This window comes from Pectobacterium aroidearum (assembly GCF_015689195.1).
GTDB classification, from domain to species: Bacteria; Pseudomonadota; Gammaproteobacteria; order Enterobacterales; family Enterobacteriaceae; genus Pectobacterium; species Pectobacterium aroidearum.
In genome coordinates, this window is the sequence record NZ_CP065044.1 from 2,808,761 (window position 1) to 2,826,543 (window position 17,783).

Annotated in this window: 14 protein-coding genes; 7 read left to right on the forward strand and 7 right to left on the reverse strand. The window is 54.0% G+C overall.

All coding sequences use genetic code 11. From position 1 onward, the window contains the following. The first annotated feature begins 73 nt into the window (after positions 1-73). The 6 genes from sapA to fabI all read left to right on the forward strand — a co-directional run bounded on the left by sapA (position 74) and on the right by fabI (position 6,408). Complete coding sequence (gene sapA / locus I2D83_RS12530) at positions 74-1,762, forward strand: ABC transporter substrate-binding protein SapA (RefSeq protein ID WP_180778001.1); 1,689 nt, start codon at positions 74-76, stop codon at positions 1,760-1,762. Next, entirely contained in the window at positions 1,759-2,724 is a 966-nt protein-coding gene (gene sapB, locus I2D83_RS12535; RefSeq protein ID WP_015840558.1) for a putrescine export ABC transporter permease SapB, read from the forward strand. Before sapA ends, sapB begins: the two co-directional genes overlap by 4 nt. After that, entirely contained in the window at positions 2,711-3,601 is an 891-nt protein-coding gene (gene sapC / locus I2D83_RS12540; RefSeq protein WP_205946624.1) for a putrescine export ABC transporter permease SapC, read from the forward strand. Before sapB ends, sapC begins: the two co-directional genes overlap by 14 nt. A gap of 16 nt (positions 3,602-3,617) precedes the next feature. After that, positions 3,618-4,610, forward strand: coding sequence for a putrescine export ABC transporter ATP-binding protein SapD (gene sapD, locus I2D83_RS12545; protein ID WP_205946625.1), 993 nt, complete (start codon positions 3,618-3,620; stop codon positions 4,608-4,610). Next, complete coding sequence (gene sapF / locus I2D83_RS12550; protein WP_015840561.1) at positions 4,610-5,425, forward strand: putrescine export ABC transporter ATP-binding protein SapF; 816 nt, start codon at positions 4,610-4,612, stop codon at positions 5,423-5,425. Before sapD ends, sapF begins: the two co-directional genes overlap by 1 nt. 194 nt (positions 5,426-5,619) lie before the next feature. Next, complete coding sequence (fabI, locus tag I2D83_RS12555) at positions 5,620-6,408, forward strand: enoyl-ACP reductase FabI (protein ID WP_015840562.1); 789 nt, start codon at positions 5,620-5,622, stop codon at positions 6,406-6,408. 29 nt (positions 6,409-6,437) lie between these two features. Here the strand turns inward: fabI and I2D83_RS12560 are convergent, their stop codons facing one another. The 6 genes from I2D83_RS12560 to I2D83_RS12585 form a co-directional block, all read right to left on the reverse strand. Continuing rightward, entirely contained in the window at positions 6,438-6,797 is a 360-nt protein-coding gene (locus tag I2D83_RS12560; RefSeq protein ID WP_205946626.1) for a hypothetical protein, read from the reverse strand. Between the two features lie 4 nt (positions 6,798-6,801). Further along, a complete protein-coding gene (locus I2D83_RS12565) occupies positions 6,802-7,188 on the reverse strand; it encodes a DUF6331 family protein (protein ID WP_205946627.1) in 387 nt (128 codons plus the stop codon). A 30-nt stretch (positions 7,189-7,218) separates the two neighbouring features. Then, positions 7,219-8,190 carry an FAD:protein FMN transferase gene (locus I2D83_RS12570; RefSeq protein WP_205946628.1) on the reverse strand — a complete coding sequence of 324 codons (972 nt, stop codon included), beginning with the start codon at positions 8,188-8,190 and terminating at the stop codon, positions 7,219-7,221. Positions 8,191-8,290: 100 nt separating this feature from the next. Then, a complete protein-coding gene (locus tag I2D83_RS12575; RefSeq protein WP_205946629.1) occupies positions 8,291-11,167 on the reverse strand; it encodes a flavocytochrome c in 2,877 nt (958 codons plus the stop codon). Positions 11,168-11,513: 346 nt separating this feature from the next. Further along, complete coding sequence (locus tag I2D83_RS12580) at positions 11,514-13,880, reverse strand: glycoside hydrolase family 31 protein (RefSeq protein WP_205946630.1); 2,367 nt, start codon at positions 13,878-13,880, stop codon at positions 11,514-11,516. Positions 13,881-13,914: 34 nt separating this feature from the next. Beyond that, a complete protein-coding gene (locus I2D83_RS12585; RefSeq protein WP_205946631.1) occupies positions 13,915-15,225 on the reverse strand; it encodes an MFS transporter in 1,311 nt (436 codons plus the stop codon). A gap of 320 nt (positions 15,226-15,545) precedes the next feature. Here I2D83_RS12585 and I2D83_RS12590 point away from each other — a divergent pair, with 320 nt between their 5' ends. Then, positions 15,546-16,616 (forward strand): LacI family DNA-binding transcriptional regulator, encoded by a 1,071-nt coding sequence (locus tag I2D83_RS12590; RefSeq protein ID WP_205946632.1) that lies wholly within the window; start codon positions 15,546-15,548, stop codon positions 16,614-16,616. Here I2D83_RS12590 and I2D83_RS12595 read toward each other — a convergent pair. Continuing rightward, on the reverse strand, positions 16,607-17,509 hold the full coding sequence (locus I2D83_RS12595; protein WP_180778084.1) for a LysR family transcriptional regulator: 903 nt from the start codon (positions 17,507-17,509) through the stop codon (positions 16,607-16,609). The genes I2D83_RS12590 and I2D83_RS12595 overlap by 10 nt on opposite strands. Positions 17,510-17,783 lie beyond the last annotated feature (274 nt).

Sequence of the window (17,783 nt, forward strand, 5' to 3'; positions counted from 1 at the left end):
CATAACAAGAGTGGGGAGGATGCCAAGAGTGCGATACACTCTGTGTATAACCGTATTGACTGAAAAATCCCGTATGTTCGGAAAAACCTGTTTCGCACTGGCATTCACCTGGCTGGCATTACCTGCACTGGCCGCATCGCCGTCCGTGCCAACGTCACCTGCTCCGCTGGAAAGTATTCACCAGAGCGGCTTTGTCTATTGCGTCAATGATGTCCTGAACACGTTTAACCCGCAGATGGCGCGCAGCGGCGTCACCATTGATACGCTGGCAGCACAGCTTTATGACCGCCTGCTGGACGTCGACCCTTATACCTATCGTCTGATGCCAGAGCTGGCTCAGCGCTGGGAAGTGCTGGACAACGGTTCGACATACCGTTTCTACCTGCGCCGCGATGTGCCGTTTCAGCGTACCGCCTGGTTCAGCCCAACCCGAAATATGAACGCCGACGACGTAATCTTCAGCTTCCAGCGCATGCTGGACGAAAAGCATCCATATCATGATGTTAACGGCGGTGAATACCCCTATTTCGACAGCCTGCAATTCGCCGATTCGGTACAAAGCATCCGCAAGCTAGGTGAGTATAGCGTTGAGATCCGCCTCAATAGCCCGGATGCGTCTTTCCTCTGGCATTTGGCCACGCACTACGCACCGATCCTGTCTGCGGAATACGCGCAGCGTCTGGCAAAAGAGGACAAAAAGGAGCTGCTGGATCGCGAACCAGTCGGTACCGGCCCTTATCTGCTCAATGAATACCGCAACGGGCAATATATCCGGCTGACGCGCAACGACGATTATTGGCGCGGCCTGCCACGCATGCAGCAGGTCGTTGTCGATCTCGGTTCCGGCGGTACGGGTCGCTTATCCAAGCTGCTGACGGGCGAATGTGATGTTCTCGCCTATCCGGCGGCTAGCCAGCTAACGATTCTGCGTAACGACCCTCGCCTGCGTCTCTCGCTGCGCCCTGGCATGAACGTCGCCTATCTGGCTTTCAACGTACGTAAACCCCCGTTGGATGACCGCCGCGTGCGGGAAGCCATCGCACTGGCGATCAATAACGACAGACTGATGCAGTCGATCTATTACGGCACGGCGGAAACCGCAGCGTCGATTCTGCCTCGCGCCTCATGGGCGTACGACAATGAATCGCAAATTACGGAATATAACCCGCAGAAAGCGCGGCAAATCTTGCAGGATTTGGGGCTGACGAACCTCAACCTGCGCCTGTGGGTGCCCAGCGCCTCGCAGTCCTACAACCCCAGCCCGTTGAAAACGGCAGAGTTGATACAGGCCGATCTGGCGCAGATTGGCGTCACCGTAACCATTGTTCCGGTGGAAGGCCGTTTTCAGGAGGCGCGGTTGATGGAACTCAGCCACGATTTAACGCTGGCGGGCTGGGCAACGGACAGTAACGACCCGGACAGCTTTTTCCGACCGCTGCTAAGTTGCGCGGCGATTCGCTCCCAGAGCAACTACGCGCACTGGTGCGATCCCACGTTTGATGAAGTGCTGCAAAACGCGCTCTCATCACAACAGCTTTCTAAGCGGATTGACTATTATCAACAGGCACAGCGTATTCTGGCAGAACAATTACCCGTTCTGCCGCTGGCATCGTCATTACGACTACTGGCCTACCGCTATGACATGAAAGGGCTGGTATTGAGCCCGTTCGGCAATGCCTCGTTCGCGGGCGTCTTCCGCGAGGATCAGCAGGCGCAGCAGAAACCCTCTGCACCGGAAACCGTGGAGGAAGCACAGCCGTGATTATTTTTACCTTACGACGTCTGGTGTTACTGATAGTGACACTGTCACTACTAACATTGGTTGGCTTTAGCCTCAGCTACTACACGCCCAATGCGCCGCTCAACGGCGCAGCGCTATTTGATGCCTATCACTTTTATCTCACCAGTCTGCTTCAGGGAGATTTTGGCCGATCCAGCATTAACGGGCAGGCCATTAGCGAGCTGCTGAAAGAAGTGTTCCCGGCCACGATCGAGCTTTGTCTGCTGGCGTTTGCACTCTCGCTGCTGGTCGGCATTCCGCTGGGCATTACCGCCGGCGTGATGCAGAACCGCGGCGCGGATATTGTGATCAGTACGCTGGCGCTTATCGGTTTTTCCCTGCCAGTATTCTGGCTGGCGCTGCTGTTAACGCTCTTTTTCTCGCTGCACCTCGGCTGGCTGCCGGTTTCAGGCCGCTTTGACCTGCTCTATCAGGTGAAAACCGTCACCGGGTTTGCCCTGATTGACGCCTGGCTGTCAGATTCGCCACACCGTGGCGAAATGATCGTCAGCGCTATCCGCCACTTAATTCTGCCGATTACCGTGCTGGCCGTCGGGCCGACGACTGAAGTGATCCGCCTGATGCGCGTCAGCACCACGGAAATTATCAGCAAAAACTATATTAAAGCAGCGGCCACGCGCGGACTCTCGCGTTTTACGGTCATTCGTCGCCACCTGATTCACAATGCGCTACCGCCAATCATTCCCAAACTGGGATTGCAATTTTCCACGATGCTGACGCTGACGATGATTACCGAAGTGGTCTTTAACTGGCCGGGCATCGGCCGCTGGCTGGTGAACGCCATTCGCCAGCAGGATTATGCCGCGATTTCTGCGGGCGTCATGGTAGTCGGCGCGATGGTCATCACAGTAAACATCCTGTCCGATATTTGGGGTGCTATGGCAAATCCGTTGAAACACAAGGAATGGTATGCCCTTCGATAACGTTTATAGCGAAAAACGGCTGCCAAGCCGACTGGGCGATACCTGGCGGGCGTTCCATCAGGATATGCTCGCGATGATCGGGCTATACGGCTTTCTGATCCTGATTGGTCTGTGCCTGTTCGGCAAGTTTCTTGCGCCTTATGAAGTGGATCAGCAATTTTTAGGCTACCAACTGTTGCCCCCCTCCTGGTCTCACTATGGTGAAGTGTCGTTCTTTCTTGGCACCGACGATTTAGGCCGCGACCAGCTAAGCCGCCTGTTGAGCGGCGCGGCACCGACCGTCGGCGCATCGCTCATCGTCACCTACGCAGCGGCGCTGTGCGGCATCGTATTGGGCGTTTTTGCGGGCGTCACCCGCGGGCTGCGCTCTGCGATGCTCAACCATATTCTGGATACGCTGCTGTCGATTCCCTCGCTGCTGCTGGCGATTGTGGTGATTGCCTTTATCGGCCCCAAACTCGAACACGCGATGCTCGCCGTCTGGCTGGCGCTGCTGCCGCGTATGGTGCGCACCATCTACAGCGCCGTACACGCAGAAATGGACAAAGAGTACGTGATCGCCGCTCGTCTTGACGGCGCGTCCACGTTTTATTTGGTGTGGTACGTTGTGCTGCCGAACATTGCTGCTCTGCTGATTTCCGAGTTTACCCGCGCGCTGTCGATCGCCATTCTGGATATCGCCGCGCTGGGCTTTCTCGATTTGGGTGCACAGCTGCCGACGACCGAATGGGGCGCGCTGCTTGGCAACTCGCTGGAGCTGGTTTATGCCGCACCGTGGACCGTGATGCTGCCCGGCGCGGCTATCGCGCTGAGCGTGTTAATCGTCAACCTGCTGGGCGACGGCATCCGCCGCGCGCTCGTCGCGGAAACGGAATAAGAGGCAACGACTCCCTATGCCATTACTTGATATCCGTAACCTGACGATTGAATTTCTCACCGCCGACGGCCCCGTCAAAGCCGTCGACCGCGTCAGCATGACGCTGAGCGAAGGGGAAATTCGCGGTCTGGTGGGCGAATCTGGCTCAGGTAAAAGCCTGATCGCCAAAGCCATCTGCGGGATCACCAAAGAGAACTGGCGCGTAACCGCCGACCGCTTCCGCTTTGATGATATAGACCTGCTGCAGCTGTCGTCGCGCGAGCGGCGTAAGCTGGTCGGCCATAACGTCTCCATGATTTTTCAGGAACCGCAATCCTGTCTCGATCCGTCCGAGAGTATCGGGCGGCAGTTGGTGCAGGCGATTCCCAGTTGGACGTATAAAGGCCGCTGGTGGCAGCGATTCAACTGGCGCAAACGCCGCGCTATCGAACTGCTGCACCGCGTTGGGATTAAAGATCATAAAGATATTATGGGCAGCTATCCCTATGAGCTGAGCGACGGCGAGTGCCAGAAAGTGATGATTGCCATCGCGCTGGCGAACCAGCCGCGCCTGCTGATTGCCGACGAACCCACCAACGCGATGGAATCCACCACGCAGGCGCAGATTTTCCGCCTGCTTTCACGCCTGAATCAGAACAATAACACCACGATTCTGCTCATCAGCCATGACCTGCAAACCATGAGCAAATGGGCTGACCGGATCAACGTGCTCTATTGCGGGCAAACGGTAGAGAGCGCGACCAGTGAAGATTTGATCACCGCGCCGCACCACCCTTATACGCAGGCGCTGATTCGCGCAATGCCCGATTTCGGTCGTTCGCTGCCGCACAAAAGCCGGCTGAACACGCTAACCGGTGCGATCCCCTCGCTGGAGCACCTGCCGATTGGCTGCCGGCTCGGTCCGCGCTGCCCGTATTCACAAAAGCAGTGTATGCAAACACCGCCGCTGCTTTCGGTTAAGAACCACTTATATGCCTGCCACTTCCCGCTCAACATGGAGGAACCGTAATGGTTGAGATGCTGCTTGAAGCCCGCAACCTGACCAAAACGTTCCGCTATCGAACCGGACTGTTCCGTCGTCAACATGTCGAGGCGGTGAAATCCGTCAGCTTTACGCTGCGTGAACGACAAACGCTCGCCATCATCGGTGAGAACGGATCGGGGAAATCGACGCTGGCTAAAATGCTGTCAGGCATGATCGCCCCGACGTCCGGCGAACTGGTTATTGACGATCACCCGCTGCATTACGGCGATTACCGCTATCGCAGCCAGCGCATCCGTATGATCTTTCAGGATGCGAGTAATGCGCTCAATCCGCGCCAGCGTATCGGGCAACTGCTGGATGTCCCGCTGCGGCTGAATACCGACCTCAGCGCCGAAGCGCGCGAACGAGCGATTAATCAGGCGCTGCAGCAGGTCGGGTTACGCCCCGATCATGCCTATTATTATCCGCATGCGCTCGCGCCGGGACAAAAACAGCGTGTCGGTCTGGCGCGCGCGCTTATCCTGCAACCGAAAGTGATTGTGGCCGATGAGGCGCTGGCATCACTGGATATGTCTATGCGGTCACAGATTATCAATCTGATGCTGGAGTTACAGGAAAAGCACGGTATCTCTTATATTTACGTGACGCAGCATCTGGGCATGATGAAGCACATCAGCGACCAGATTCTGGTGATGCAGGCTGGTGAAGTGGTCGAGCGCGGCAGTACTGCCGATGTGTTGTCCGCCCCGCTCCACGACCTGACGAAACGTTTGATTGCCAGCCACTTCGGCGAAGCGCTCAGCGCCGACGCCTGGCGACGCGACGGCGCACAACGTTAATCTCCGCGCACAACGACGGTATCCCCGCTACGGCCGCAGGACGGTGAAAGAAGGGAGGATACTGCTCGGAGTACCGCTACCGTCCCCAACATGGTAGAATCGCGCGGTTTATTCATCTCGGTCGTCACTTGCCGCGTAGGTTTACCGGCACCGAAGTGGCGATCGCAGCAACAATGATCACAAGGATTACTGCTATGGGTTTTCTTACCGGTAAGCGCATTCTGGTAACAGGTGTTGCCAGCAACCGTTCTATTGCCTACGGTATTGCACAAGCAATGCAGCGTGAAGGTGCCGAACTGGCCTTCACGTATCAGAACGACAAATTGAAAGCACGCGTTGAAGGCTTTGCCAGCGAGCTGGGCTCCAGCATCGTTCTGCCGTGTGATGTCGCTGAAGATGCGAGCATCGAAGCACTGTTTACCGAACTGGCTAACGTATGGCCGAACTTTGATGGCTTCGTGCACTCTATTGCTTACGCACCGGGCGACCAACTGGACGGTGACTACGTTGATGCCGTGACCCGTGAAGGTTTCAACATCGCTCACGATATCAGCTCTTACAGCTTCGTCGCGATGGCGAAAGCCTGCCGTAAAATGCTGAACCCGAACTCTGCGCTGGTTACCCTGTCCTACCTGGGCGCTGAGCGCGCTATCCCGAACTATAACGTGATGGGTCTGGCAAAAGCGTCTCTGGAAGCAAACGTACGTTACATGGCGAACGCCATGGGTGCTCAGGGCGTGCGCGTTAACGCCATCTCTGCGGGCCCGATTCGTACACTGGCTGCATCCGGCATCAAAGACTTCAAGAAAATGTTGTCTCATTGCGAAGCCGTTACGCCAATCCGCCGTGTCGTTACCATTGAAGACGTGGGCAACTCTGCTGCGTTCCTGTGTTCCGATCTGGCTGCCGGTATCTCCGGTGAAGTTCTGCACGTTGACGGCGGCTTCAGCATCGCTGCAATGAACGAGCTGGAACTGAAATAAGTCATCAAAAGTAGCCTGTCCCTGATGGGCTACTTTCCTCTCTTTCTCAGTAGCGCTACGTCTATCAGATAACGCAGTATATTCTGGTCATAATCCAGATCGGTACTGGTGTATTGTGCCGGGTCTCTATTGACCCATGAGTCCGTGACCCGAACGCCGGCGGGTGAACCATCCAGTTTCACCGCATAGATAAAAAAGCCCGTCCAACTCCGATGAAAACGGAGCCAGCCGTCCTCAAAATAGATAAACCATTTATCTTCCATTTGCTTTGGAATGATGCCCTGCTTCATTGTTTCAGCTTCCTCATCCGTAAACAGCGCCTGAAAATTAAGCGGCGCAGTTTGCTGCGGTGCGGGAGCGTGTTTCCAGTCTTGTGCCTGAGCGTGCATAAATTTAGTCGTTTCCTTGCGGTAAACTGGTACGAATGTGCTGCAACAAGGTAATAAAGGCCTGTTTATCCGCCAGATTATTCAGATAACTGCTGGATATCACCGTGGTATCCAGTAAGGTTATTTGCTCAATGGCACGGTGTAGCATGTGACCAAGTTCTGGGGCGTCCAGCTTGCGGGCTGCGGCATAAAGTGTATCAGCAGAGAAATCAAACGCATCAAAGCCACAGCAGGCTGACACGCACTCGGTTTCAATAATCTGCCATAAAGGTAACAAGCCTTCGAGCACGTCATCGACATTAACAGCCAAATGATGCCGCCCGGTTAAATCGGGTAAGACAATACGTTCGTTATCCCCTATCGGGATAAAATCTTCCTTAATAAACGCCACGTTATTCACTTTCCGGCTCAGATCCAACCTTCACCGTATAGTCGCCGAATAATCCGTATCCAGCAATTCAAACGTATGATGTTGCTGAGAAGAAAAGATGATCTCTTTACTCTTTGTCACAAAGATGGCCTCAATGTCCGGCTGATGTTGTAGAAACTCAATGCCCGCGTTCACGCCCATACCGTAGAGCAGCGTGGTGTAGATATCACCGTCGAGAGAATCATTCGAGATAACCGTTACGCTGTGCAGTTCATTATCCAGCGGATAACCCGTCCGAGGATCGATAATATGATGGTAGATGCGATCGTCCACGGTAAAAAAGCGCTCATAAACGCCGGATGTCACCACGGATTTGTTCTTCACCTTAATGATGCCAAGCAGGCTATCGCGATCCGCAAAAGGCTTCTGCAACCCGACGCTCCATAGCCCTTGCTCATCCGTCAGCGCGCTGCCGATAGCCAGCACGTTTCCCCCCAGATTGATCAGCGCATCCTGAATCGCATGTTGATGCAGAACATCCCGGACGATATCGGCAATATAGCCTTTCGCAATCGCCCCCAGATCGATCTCCATTCCGGCGCTTTCTAGCAATACGGTACAATCCTGCTCTCTGAGAATAATGCGCTCGGGATGTGTCAATGCCAGCGCTCGTTGTATCGATTCGCTGTCAGGCACCGTGCTGCCGCTAAAACCGATTTTCCAGAGTTTGACGACGGGGCCTATCGCCACATTAAAGCCGCTATTTTCAATCAGACTCACCGCTTTAGCGCGCTTAATCAGCGCAAAGACAACCGGGCTGACCGGCACAGACGCTTTTCCCGCCTCGTGATTGATACTCATCACTTCCGACTGCGCCCGATTAACAGTTAGCAGGTCTTCAAGCTGCTTGATGCGCAGGAAAACTTGCCTGACAGCGGTTTCATCATGAACAAAGAGTTTGAGCAGAATGGGGCTACCCATGAGATGAACGGAATAGACGTAAGCATTATCGACAGAAGGCATACGGTAGCTCCAATGAACGAACGGCAATACAGAGAGGGAAGCATCGGAAAATCGCGGACGCCCTTTCAGACGCCCGCCAGTATACCTACTGTTTTATCACTTATTCCTCTACCAGCATCGACTGATTTTCCGCCGTTTTCACCGTTGTTTTCACAAACTTCGCCTTCCGTGCTTTCGTTGGGAAAATACCAGAACGACGCGGCATCCGCGCATAGGCCGCCGCCTGAATCCCCGCCTGAATACCGAAGATAATGATATCCGCCACGGCGTTGCCACCAATGCGGTTCGCGCCGTGAATACCGCCAACCACTTCCCCAGCGGCATAAGCCCCGGAGATCGTCTCTTTATAGCGGTTCAGCACTTCCGCTTTCTCGTTGATGGTCACGCCCCCCATCGTGTGGTGCACGCCTGGCGCCACCTTAATCGCGTAGTAAGGCGCCTGATTTAGCGGATCGCGCATCCCCGTCGTACGGCCAAAATCCTCATCCTGTTTATCGGCAATGAAGGCATTGTAGCGTTCGAGCGTGGTTTGCAGTGCAGCCGACGGCATATCGAGCTTATCAGCCAGGTCCGCGACGCTGTCCGCGCTGACGGTCAGCCCTTGCGCGACATACTCTTCGACCGCCCGATTACGGTTTCTCACCTGCTCGTCGAACAGGATGTACGCATAACCTTCCGGCAGATTCACGATGGCTGACGAGACGTTATCCCGCGTTTCCATTTCGTTAAAGAAGCGCTCTCCACACTGTGACACCAGAATAGCGCCACCGCCGCGAATGGATTCGGAAATCAGATAAGATGTCGTTTGTTCCACCGTCGGATGGGTCTGAATTTCGCCCATATCCACCGTATCCGCACCGATATGCTCCAGCAGCCGAATCCCGCCGCCCATCGCACCTTTGTGGTTGGTGGTGACGAAGCCTTTCAGGTCTGGGCGGTATGACTCCACCATCGCCTGATTGGCGCTAAAACCGCCTGTCGCAACAATCACCGCTTTTGTCGTAATCAGACTTTCTTCCTGCTCATCATTAACGACTTTGACGGCGGTAACCTTGCCCTTCTCCTGCACAATTTCGGTCACCGACGTTTCCAGCAGCACCTCAATATTGTATTTATTGAGATTTTTAATCAGCCCGCTGACCAGATAGCCGCCCACCGCTGCGCCGTTGGCAGGCCGATGCGTTCTGTCAACGCTCATGCCGCCCGTCGTGGTGATATCGCTCAGTTCAATATCGTGCTGCGCCAGCCAATTAATCGCGTCAGATGCGTGCTCGACGAAATAGTGCACCAGCGCGGGATTGTTCTTCTGTTTACCGCTTTTCAGGGTTTCGTTATAGAACAGCGCGTGGCTATCTTCGATGCCTTTATTTTGTTGGAAGACGGTTCCCGCCGCGTTCATACCAGCAGATGCCTTGATGGTATTCCCACCAATGACCGGCATCTTTTCAATCACGATAACGCGCGCGCCCTCTTCGCTGGCCTGAATCGCCGCCGCCAGCCCCGCACCGCCGCTGCCAATCACCACCACGTCCGCTTCGCGGCGCGCGTCAGGGTTACCGCCATCGGCAATAATGGCGTCTTTGCTGGATTTCACCATCGCCTTGGTGACAGCCTTTTTAATCGCTTCACTCTGTGCCGTTGCGCCCGTTACAGCATCAACATGTGGGCTATTGGTATCCAGAATGCGTTCGCGGATAATGTCAAAACTGATTTTCAGTGAATCATCGATCTCGCTATTTTCCAGCGCGATATCGGCGACCCGATTCTGCTCAAAATGAACATGAATTCGCAGCTCGCCACATTCATCCTGAACGCTTTCCTGATAAACCCCGGATTTAAATTTTTTTCCGGTTAAATTTACATCCCGAATCATGGCTTCCACTAATGAAAAACGCCACAGCGGTTCGGGAATCATTAATGCTTCACGTTTATCACTGGCAATATAAAGTTCGAGCTTTTCCTGCTCGGCAATACGATCTGTCCAGTCTGGATAAGCAATACAGGCTCTGCCGACGGCAATCAGGTCATAACCATTTTCCAGCGCCGCGTCGGCGTCTGCCTGATTCACAATATCCCCGACGCCGATAACCGGAATCGCGGCTAATGTTGCAGAACGACGGGAAACATATTTTTTAATCAGCGGCGTCGGGTCATTAATCTCAATAATGGATGAGCGCAGGATATTTCCCATAGAGAAGTGGACATAATCCAGCCCGCGTGCCGCTAATTTCTCCAGCAGATAGAGTGAATCATCAAAATGAATGCCCGGTTCTTCGATCTCTTCCGGTGAGAAACGATAGCCGATAATAAATGCAGGATCGGCGTATTGAGCCGCGACCTCATGGGTGATATCCAACACCGCCAGCGGAAATGCCGCTCGATTATCACGGCTGCCGCCCCATTTATCTGAGCGCTGATTAGAGTGTGGAGAATAGAACTGTTGGATCAGGTAGGTGTTCGCGCCGTGAATTTCTACCCCATCGAACCCCGCCTGAATAGCACGACGGACGGCATCGCCAAATTTACCGATCATGGCGTCAACCTCATCGCCCGACAGCGCGACCGGAACCGTCGCTCCTGCGCGCGGCGCGGCAATAGCGCTCGGAGCAACCGGTGTCGCACCGCCAATAAAACGCGGTTCGACCATGCGGCCACCGTGATAGATTTGCAGGATCGCCGTCGAGCCTTTTTCTTTAATCGCCGTCGCAATTTTAGCCAACCCGGCAATTTTATCGTCGTGGTCTATCCCTATCGCACCGGGAAACGCTAACCCTTTGTCATCAATAAAGCAGCATTCCACAATTACGGTGCCGATACTGCCAGCTCTGGCCTGATAATATTCCACCAGCTCTTTGGTAACACTCCCATCGTAAAACCCACTACAGGTGGTCATGGGAGCCATCAGTACCCGATTTTTCAGCGTCGCGCCGTTGGGGAGTGTAAAAGCGGCAAATAGATCATGGTGATTATTCTTCATAGCGAATACTCCACTTAAAATAAAAACTCTGTTTGCAAATAAATCGGAAGCTGCCGTATTTGTTTTTATTAATTTTTTTGGCTGATAATTTGCGAACTTATTACTTACCAAGTATCTATTTTTTTAACTGTTATAAAATGTTTTTTTACTATTTAAACTATTTTGTAGTTCCGCTTTTATTAAGGGTATTCGCACAACTCTTTTCTATATTTAATATTCCATTCACTTCATTAACATTTCCTTATCCTGAAAATAACTAATCGAATATTATTTATATTCTGCATAACAAAAAAACGCCCCGGTAAACAAATAAGACCGGGGCGCAACAGGAAATAAAATGGGATGGCTATTGGTGTTGATAGGTCTCCGTGTGGACACCGTTGATGTATAGCTGACGCTGCTCACCCGCCGGCAAGCGCAGCGTCGCGTGCCGCCAGGCAGGCTGATATCGCCCTTCCGATGTGAACGTCACGTCAATGCGCTGGTTATCCGTACGAATTTCCCAACGCAGCCACAGCGCGTTTCCTTCGCGCCATTGCCACGTTTCACCATCGTCTTCAAACAGTAGCCCGCTGTCTGTGCCGCCCGCCGCAGGCGGAAAGAGCAGAAATTCACGCTGTTCGTCTTCATGGGGGCTGACATATGCCGTTCGCTCCGACAGCGGGATCATCGCCCCCGCGCGGACCATCAGCGGAAGGCGCTCCAACGGGGCATCCAGCACAATGGTCTGTCCGCCGCTGAACCACTGACCGGAATGAAAATCGTACCAGCCTGACGTATTCGCTGGCAGATATACCGTACGCTGACGCTGCCCCGGTTCAACCACGCTGGCGACCAGAATATCGCGTCCCAGCATGAAATCGTCGGTTTCTGCCAGCGTCGCGCTGTCTTGCTCGTGATCGAGGAACGTCGGGCGCAGCATCGGCTCATCATCCGCGCTAGCCTGCCACAGCAAGGTATAAAAATACGGCAGCAAACGATAGCGAAGCTCAATGGCACTGCGTATCGCAGGCGTTACCGCAGGATACATCCACGGTTCGTTCACCGTATGATCGTCATTCCAGGAATGGATGGTGAAACGCGGATGCATCACGCCATTTTGTACCCAGCGTACAAAAAGCTCGGCGTCCGGTTTGTCACCGGAGAAGCCGCCGACATCATGCCCAACATTAAACAGGCCGGACAGACTCATTCCCACGCCCATTCGGGTGTTGTAGCGCAGTGTTTGCCAGTTGGTGCGATTATCGCCGCTCCAGGTTTGCACATAGCGCTGCATTCCCGCACAGCCGGAACGCGAGATCAGATAAGGGCGCAGCGTCGGGGCAAAACGCTGCTGTGCTTCCAGCGAGGCACGCATCATCAGCAACGGCATCAATGGCCGAATGTGTTTGATCACCATCGTGTCGCCGAATCCGTGGCAGCGGGCTTCGCCATCCCAGACTTCATATTCGTTATTGTCATTCCACGTCGAATCAATCCCTTTCTCCAGCAGTTGCCGAGTGACGTTCTCCTGCCACCACGCCACCGTTGCCGGGTTGGTGAAATCAAGGTGCGACCCTTCGTCGTCCCAAAAGCTGGAGCGTTCTGGCACATCGGACTCGGAATCGAGGATAAACAGCCCCTGCGCCGATACCTCTTCATATTTGGGGTGATCTTGCAGTAAACAGGGCTTGATATTGGCAGCCAGCTTGAGGCCCGCATCATGAAAAGCCTGCGACATCACCTCCGGTTGCGGGACTTTGTCGTAGTTCCAGTTAAACACATAGCGCTTATTGTTAATCGACGTGTAGCCCGACGAGAGTTGAAATGAATCACACGGGATATGGTGTTCGCGGCACAGCGCGATAAATTTCATCAGCTGCTGCTGCGCATCGGGCGCATCCGTGTAATGCATGGTGGAACCGCTATAGCCGAGGCTCCACTTTGGCCCAAAGAGCGTTTTACCCGTCAGGCGCACGAACGCTTTTGTCACATCCAGCACGCGCGGCCCGATGAACAGGTAATAGTCGAGATCGCCCGCTTCTGCCTGATAGCGCCGATAAGCCAGATGGTAGTTATCGATTTCATTACCGAGATCGAGCCAGGTCGTGCTCAGGTTATCGTAAAACAGGCCGAAACTGACATCATCGCGTCGGGTAATGGTAAACGGAACATGCTTATACAGCGGATCGGTGCTCGCCGCGTTGTAGCCCATCGCATCCAGATTGCGGAACTCAAACCGGCGTCCGGTGCGTTCCAGATCGCCCGCCTTCTCGCCCAGACCGTAATAACGCTCCGTTGGGAAACGGCGCTGATAATGCGCCACACCATCACCATGTGGATTCAGCAGATAGGCGCTGGTGGGTCTATCCGCGGCAAACGGCTGCCATTCACCCTGTTCATCACGGTATTCCCACGCCAGCCACAGCGGTTGATGAATCGTAATACGCATCCGCGTGGTGCTGACACGCAATGCATTGTCCAACTGTTCCAGCGAGAATCCCGGCAGGCTAAAGCCTTCGCTACTTTCGCGGCTGCGCCCTTGCCAGGGAACATCCTGCTGCGGTGCGATGCTCCAGGTGCGATTCAGCTTCAGTTTGCCATTTTGTTTAACCAGAACACGGGCCAACATCGGTTCCAGCACGTACAGGCGAAAAACATGTCTGTCATCCACCAGCAACTCAACATGGTCGGCGCTCTGATGACGGAACACCCAAGTTTTCAACGTTTTCATACAGCGTCCTTTTCAGGAAAAAATAAATTAGCCGTTACGCCTGTGGCCGCGCTTTCCCACGACGTTCAGCAATAAACGCGATCAGGAACACGGCACCGATCAGATCGAAGAATCCCATGGCGACAAACAACGGGTTAAACCCGATTTTGTCGGCGGTGACGCCAATCAACAGCGAGAACAGGAAGCTAGCAATCCAGGCGAATGAACCGCGCATCCCGTTCACCGTTGCCATCTGGCCTTTATCAAACGATTCCACGACCAGTGCGCTCAACATGCAGGAAATCACCTGATGGCCAAAACCGCCGATGGAAATCAGCAGAATCGCGACCCACGGATCTTTACTGATGGCGACCAACGCCAGCGACAGCATCAGAAACGCACCCGTTACCGAGCTGGCCACAATCGAGTTAACGCGCGAACAGCCGAACCAGCGGGTGTAGAGCCGAGTGAGGTAACCGCTGGCGACGCTGCCCAGATCGGCGGCAAGAAACGGCAACCATGCAAACATCGCGATTTGTTTCAGATCCATACCGCGTTCATTTGCCAGATAGAGCGGCACCCAAAAGCTGAGCACGGCCCACGCGGGTTCCGCCATAAATGCAGGAATCGCAATACCGTAAAAGCGTTTGTTTTTTGAGACGGTTTTCAGCGCGGTAAAGAAAGGCAGTTTGACAGGAGGCGCTTCGTTGTCCTGACGGATGAAATCCAGCTCCTCGCGGCTTAAATTGGGGTGATCTTCCGGGTTATGGTAGAACAACCACCACAGCATCACCCACAGCAGCGCCAGCCCACCGGTGAACATAAACGCGCCCTGCCAGCCCAGATAGGCATGCGCCACAACAATAATCGGCGGTGCCAGCATCGCACCGATGGAGAAACCGACACCAGCCCAGCCTGCCGCAATCGGGCGTTCCTTTTTCGGGAACCACTCGCCCAGCGTTTTGGCATTCGCCGGCGTCGCCGCTGCTTCGGACGCGCCCATAAAGAAGCGCAAGATCGCCAGATGCAGCCAGCTTCCCGCTCCCGCGTGGAAGATGCACATCAGCGCCCAGATTGTGGCACAAATCATAAAGCCCATTTTCAGACCAATGACATCGATCAACCAGCCGCACACCGGCTGGAAAATGGTATAGGCCAGTTGGAATGCCCCCACAATCCAGGAATATTGCTCGGTGGTGATGCCCATCGTGGTTTTCAGTTCTGGTGCCAGAATACCGAGCGAATTACGCGTGATGTAGTTAACAGTAACGCCCAGCAGAAACAGGTCAAGAACCCACCAGCGCAGATTTCTGAATGTCCGTTTACCTTTGGTAGCGATGGAGGACGAATTGATGTCGAGACTCATGGTGACTCCTATACAGGAAAGTAGGGTTACATTGGTCTGATATCTCAGCGGCATTTTTGTATTTATAGCCTACCGAACACTCAAACCATTTTTATATCATTGTATTTATTAACTTAAATCCTTTTTTATTGCCTCTAACCACTGAAATTGGTTTACCAAATTGAGAGTAGAACAATTGAAAATCGTGAAACACTCACTTTTTTGAAAACATTTTCATGCTATGGTCAAAATACAGGCAAAAAAACCTCTGTATCGCCTGAAAACAGGCAACAGGTGGCAATGAAAACTTTGTCATTTTCGAAGGTGAACGGGATCACAAAATGAAAGGAAACCTGAAAATACGTGAAATTGCGCAGCGGACAGGCTACTCGATCAGTACGGTTTCACGCGTATTGTCTGGTCAGTCCAATACCAGCGAGCACGCAAAAGCAGACATTCTCAACTGTGCCCGCCAGTGCGGCGTACTGGCCGATCTTGCCAACGGCCGCCTGCTCTTGAACGGGCTGACGATATTCGCCCCGCCGCGCGCTTTTGATATTCGGTCCGACATCTTCTATCACAAAGTGGTACAGAGCATCATTGATGCCCTGAAACCACACGATGTGCGAGTGCGGTACTGTGGACTGGAGGAAAATGACAGCGATGCGGCGCTCTTTTTAGACAAAATGCGCGATCCGGCCACGGAGGCGGCGCTACTGATCGGCATCGACGATCCCTATATTCACGCGCTGGCGGCAGACAGCGGTAAGCCCTGCATATTGATTAACTGTCTCGACCGTAAGATGCGATTACCGGGTGTGGCACCGGCGCACCGGTTAATCGGCGAGTTCTCCGCGCACTATCTCTTCGAGCAAGGACACCATACCGTGTTGACGCTGTTATGCCTGCGTCGCTACACAATGGAGCTACGTCTGGACGGTATCCGGGATGCCTATCAGTACCATAATCTGCCGTTTTCCAGCGGAGACAACTTGCTGTCGTTAGATAATTTCAGCACGGCAGATGCGGAACAGGCGATGACCGCCTTTTTGTCACGCTGTCCGCAGGATAAATGGCCTACGGCTATTCTGGCAGGCGGTGATTTCATCGCGGTCGGGGTGGTCAATGCGCTGCATAAGGCGGGATTACGCGTACCGCAGGATGTCTCGGTGATGAGTATGGATGGCTTCAATCTGTCGGCCATCCACGATGTACCGCTCACGTCGGTACATGTGCCACGTGAGGCGCTAGGCGAAGAAGCCGTCAGGCTGCTGCAATACCGCCTGATCCGTCCCGAAGCCCCGGTTGGCAACACGCTACTCAACGGTACACTGGTCGCGCGCCAGTCCGTCAGGCGGCTGCGCGCCAGTAAATCGGTAGCACCCGTACAGGACGAAAGCCTTTACGACTGAGCCTGCAACCACTGCTGCGCCGCATCAAAGAAGTTCTGCGCCAGCGGCGTTGCTCTGCCAGCCTGTGCGACAACAACCGCGGCGCGGCGGCGCATCGGCGGAAATTGCAGCGGCCGCAGCGTTAACGCGGGCGTCATTTCGGGGATCAAGCTACCGTGGGGAACAATCCCACACCCCAGCCCAACATAGGTACTTTGGATCAGTTGCAGGACAGAAGCGCTTTCCACCTTGACCCACGGCGAGACGCCCATTTCGCGAAAATGGCTATCCAGATAGCGGCGGAAATAGCGGCTGGCCTCCGCCAGGCAGAGCGGCACGTCGGAAAGTGCGGTGAGAGGCAGCGGCGTGTCACCCACTAACTGCGGGAAATGCTGAGGATGAAACAACAGATCGATACCCTGCTCCGTCAACGGCGATGCCTGAAAGTGCAGCTCCTGTAGCGTCGAAAACTCAAAAAAGCCGATACCGACATCTACCGAATGCGCATTCAGCGCTTCCAGCAGTTGATCCGCACTGAACAGCGAAATCTGAAAATCCAACTGCGGGTAAACCTCATTGACCGCGGCCAGCAGGCTCGATAACGCGATGCTGCTTTGCGGCACCGCACCGATGCGCAATACGCCACTCACGCCACGCTTCAGCGACGCCACTTCCAGCTTCAGCCCCTGATACACCGAGACGATCTCCCGCGCCCAGGCCAGCACGCGCTCACCTTCTGCGGTAAAGCCTTCAAAATTGTTACCCCGGTTGATTAGCGCCAAATCCAGCTCTTTTTCCAGATTCTTCAACCGCATGGAGAGCGTTGGCTGGCTGACAAAACTGGCTTCCGCTGCCCGGCCAAAATGGCGCTCTTTCTCCAGATTGCACAGGTATTGCAGTTGCTTAATATCCATCGTCAGACTCTGTAGTGGGTAAGCCACAAGTATACCCTAAATAATTCGAGTTTCAGGAAGGCGGCAAGTAAGGGAATCCCGATGAGCTTACTCAAGTAAGTGATTCGGGTGAGTGAGCGCAGCCAACGCACATGCAACTTGAAGTATGACGGGTATATACTCTGATAAATAGCCTCTATCCCACCATAGCCGCATTTGATTAGACGGGATCGCCGACGGCACCTAAACTTCCCTCAAGAGCAAATATTTAAAATTTTGTTCACATAAAAAAAAC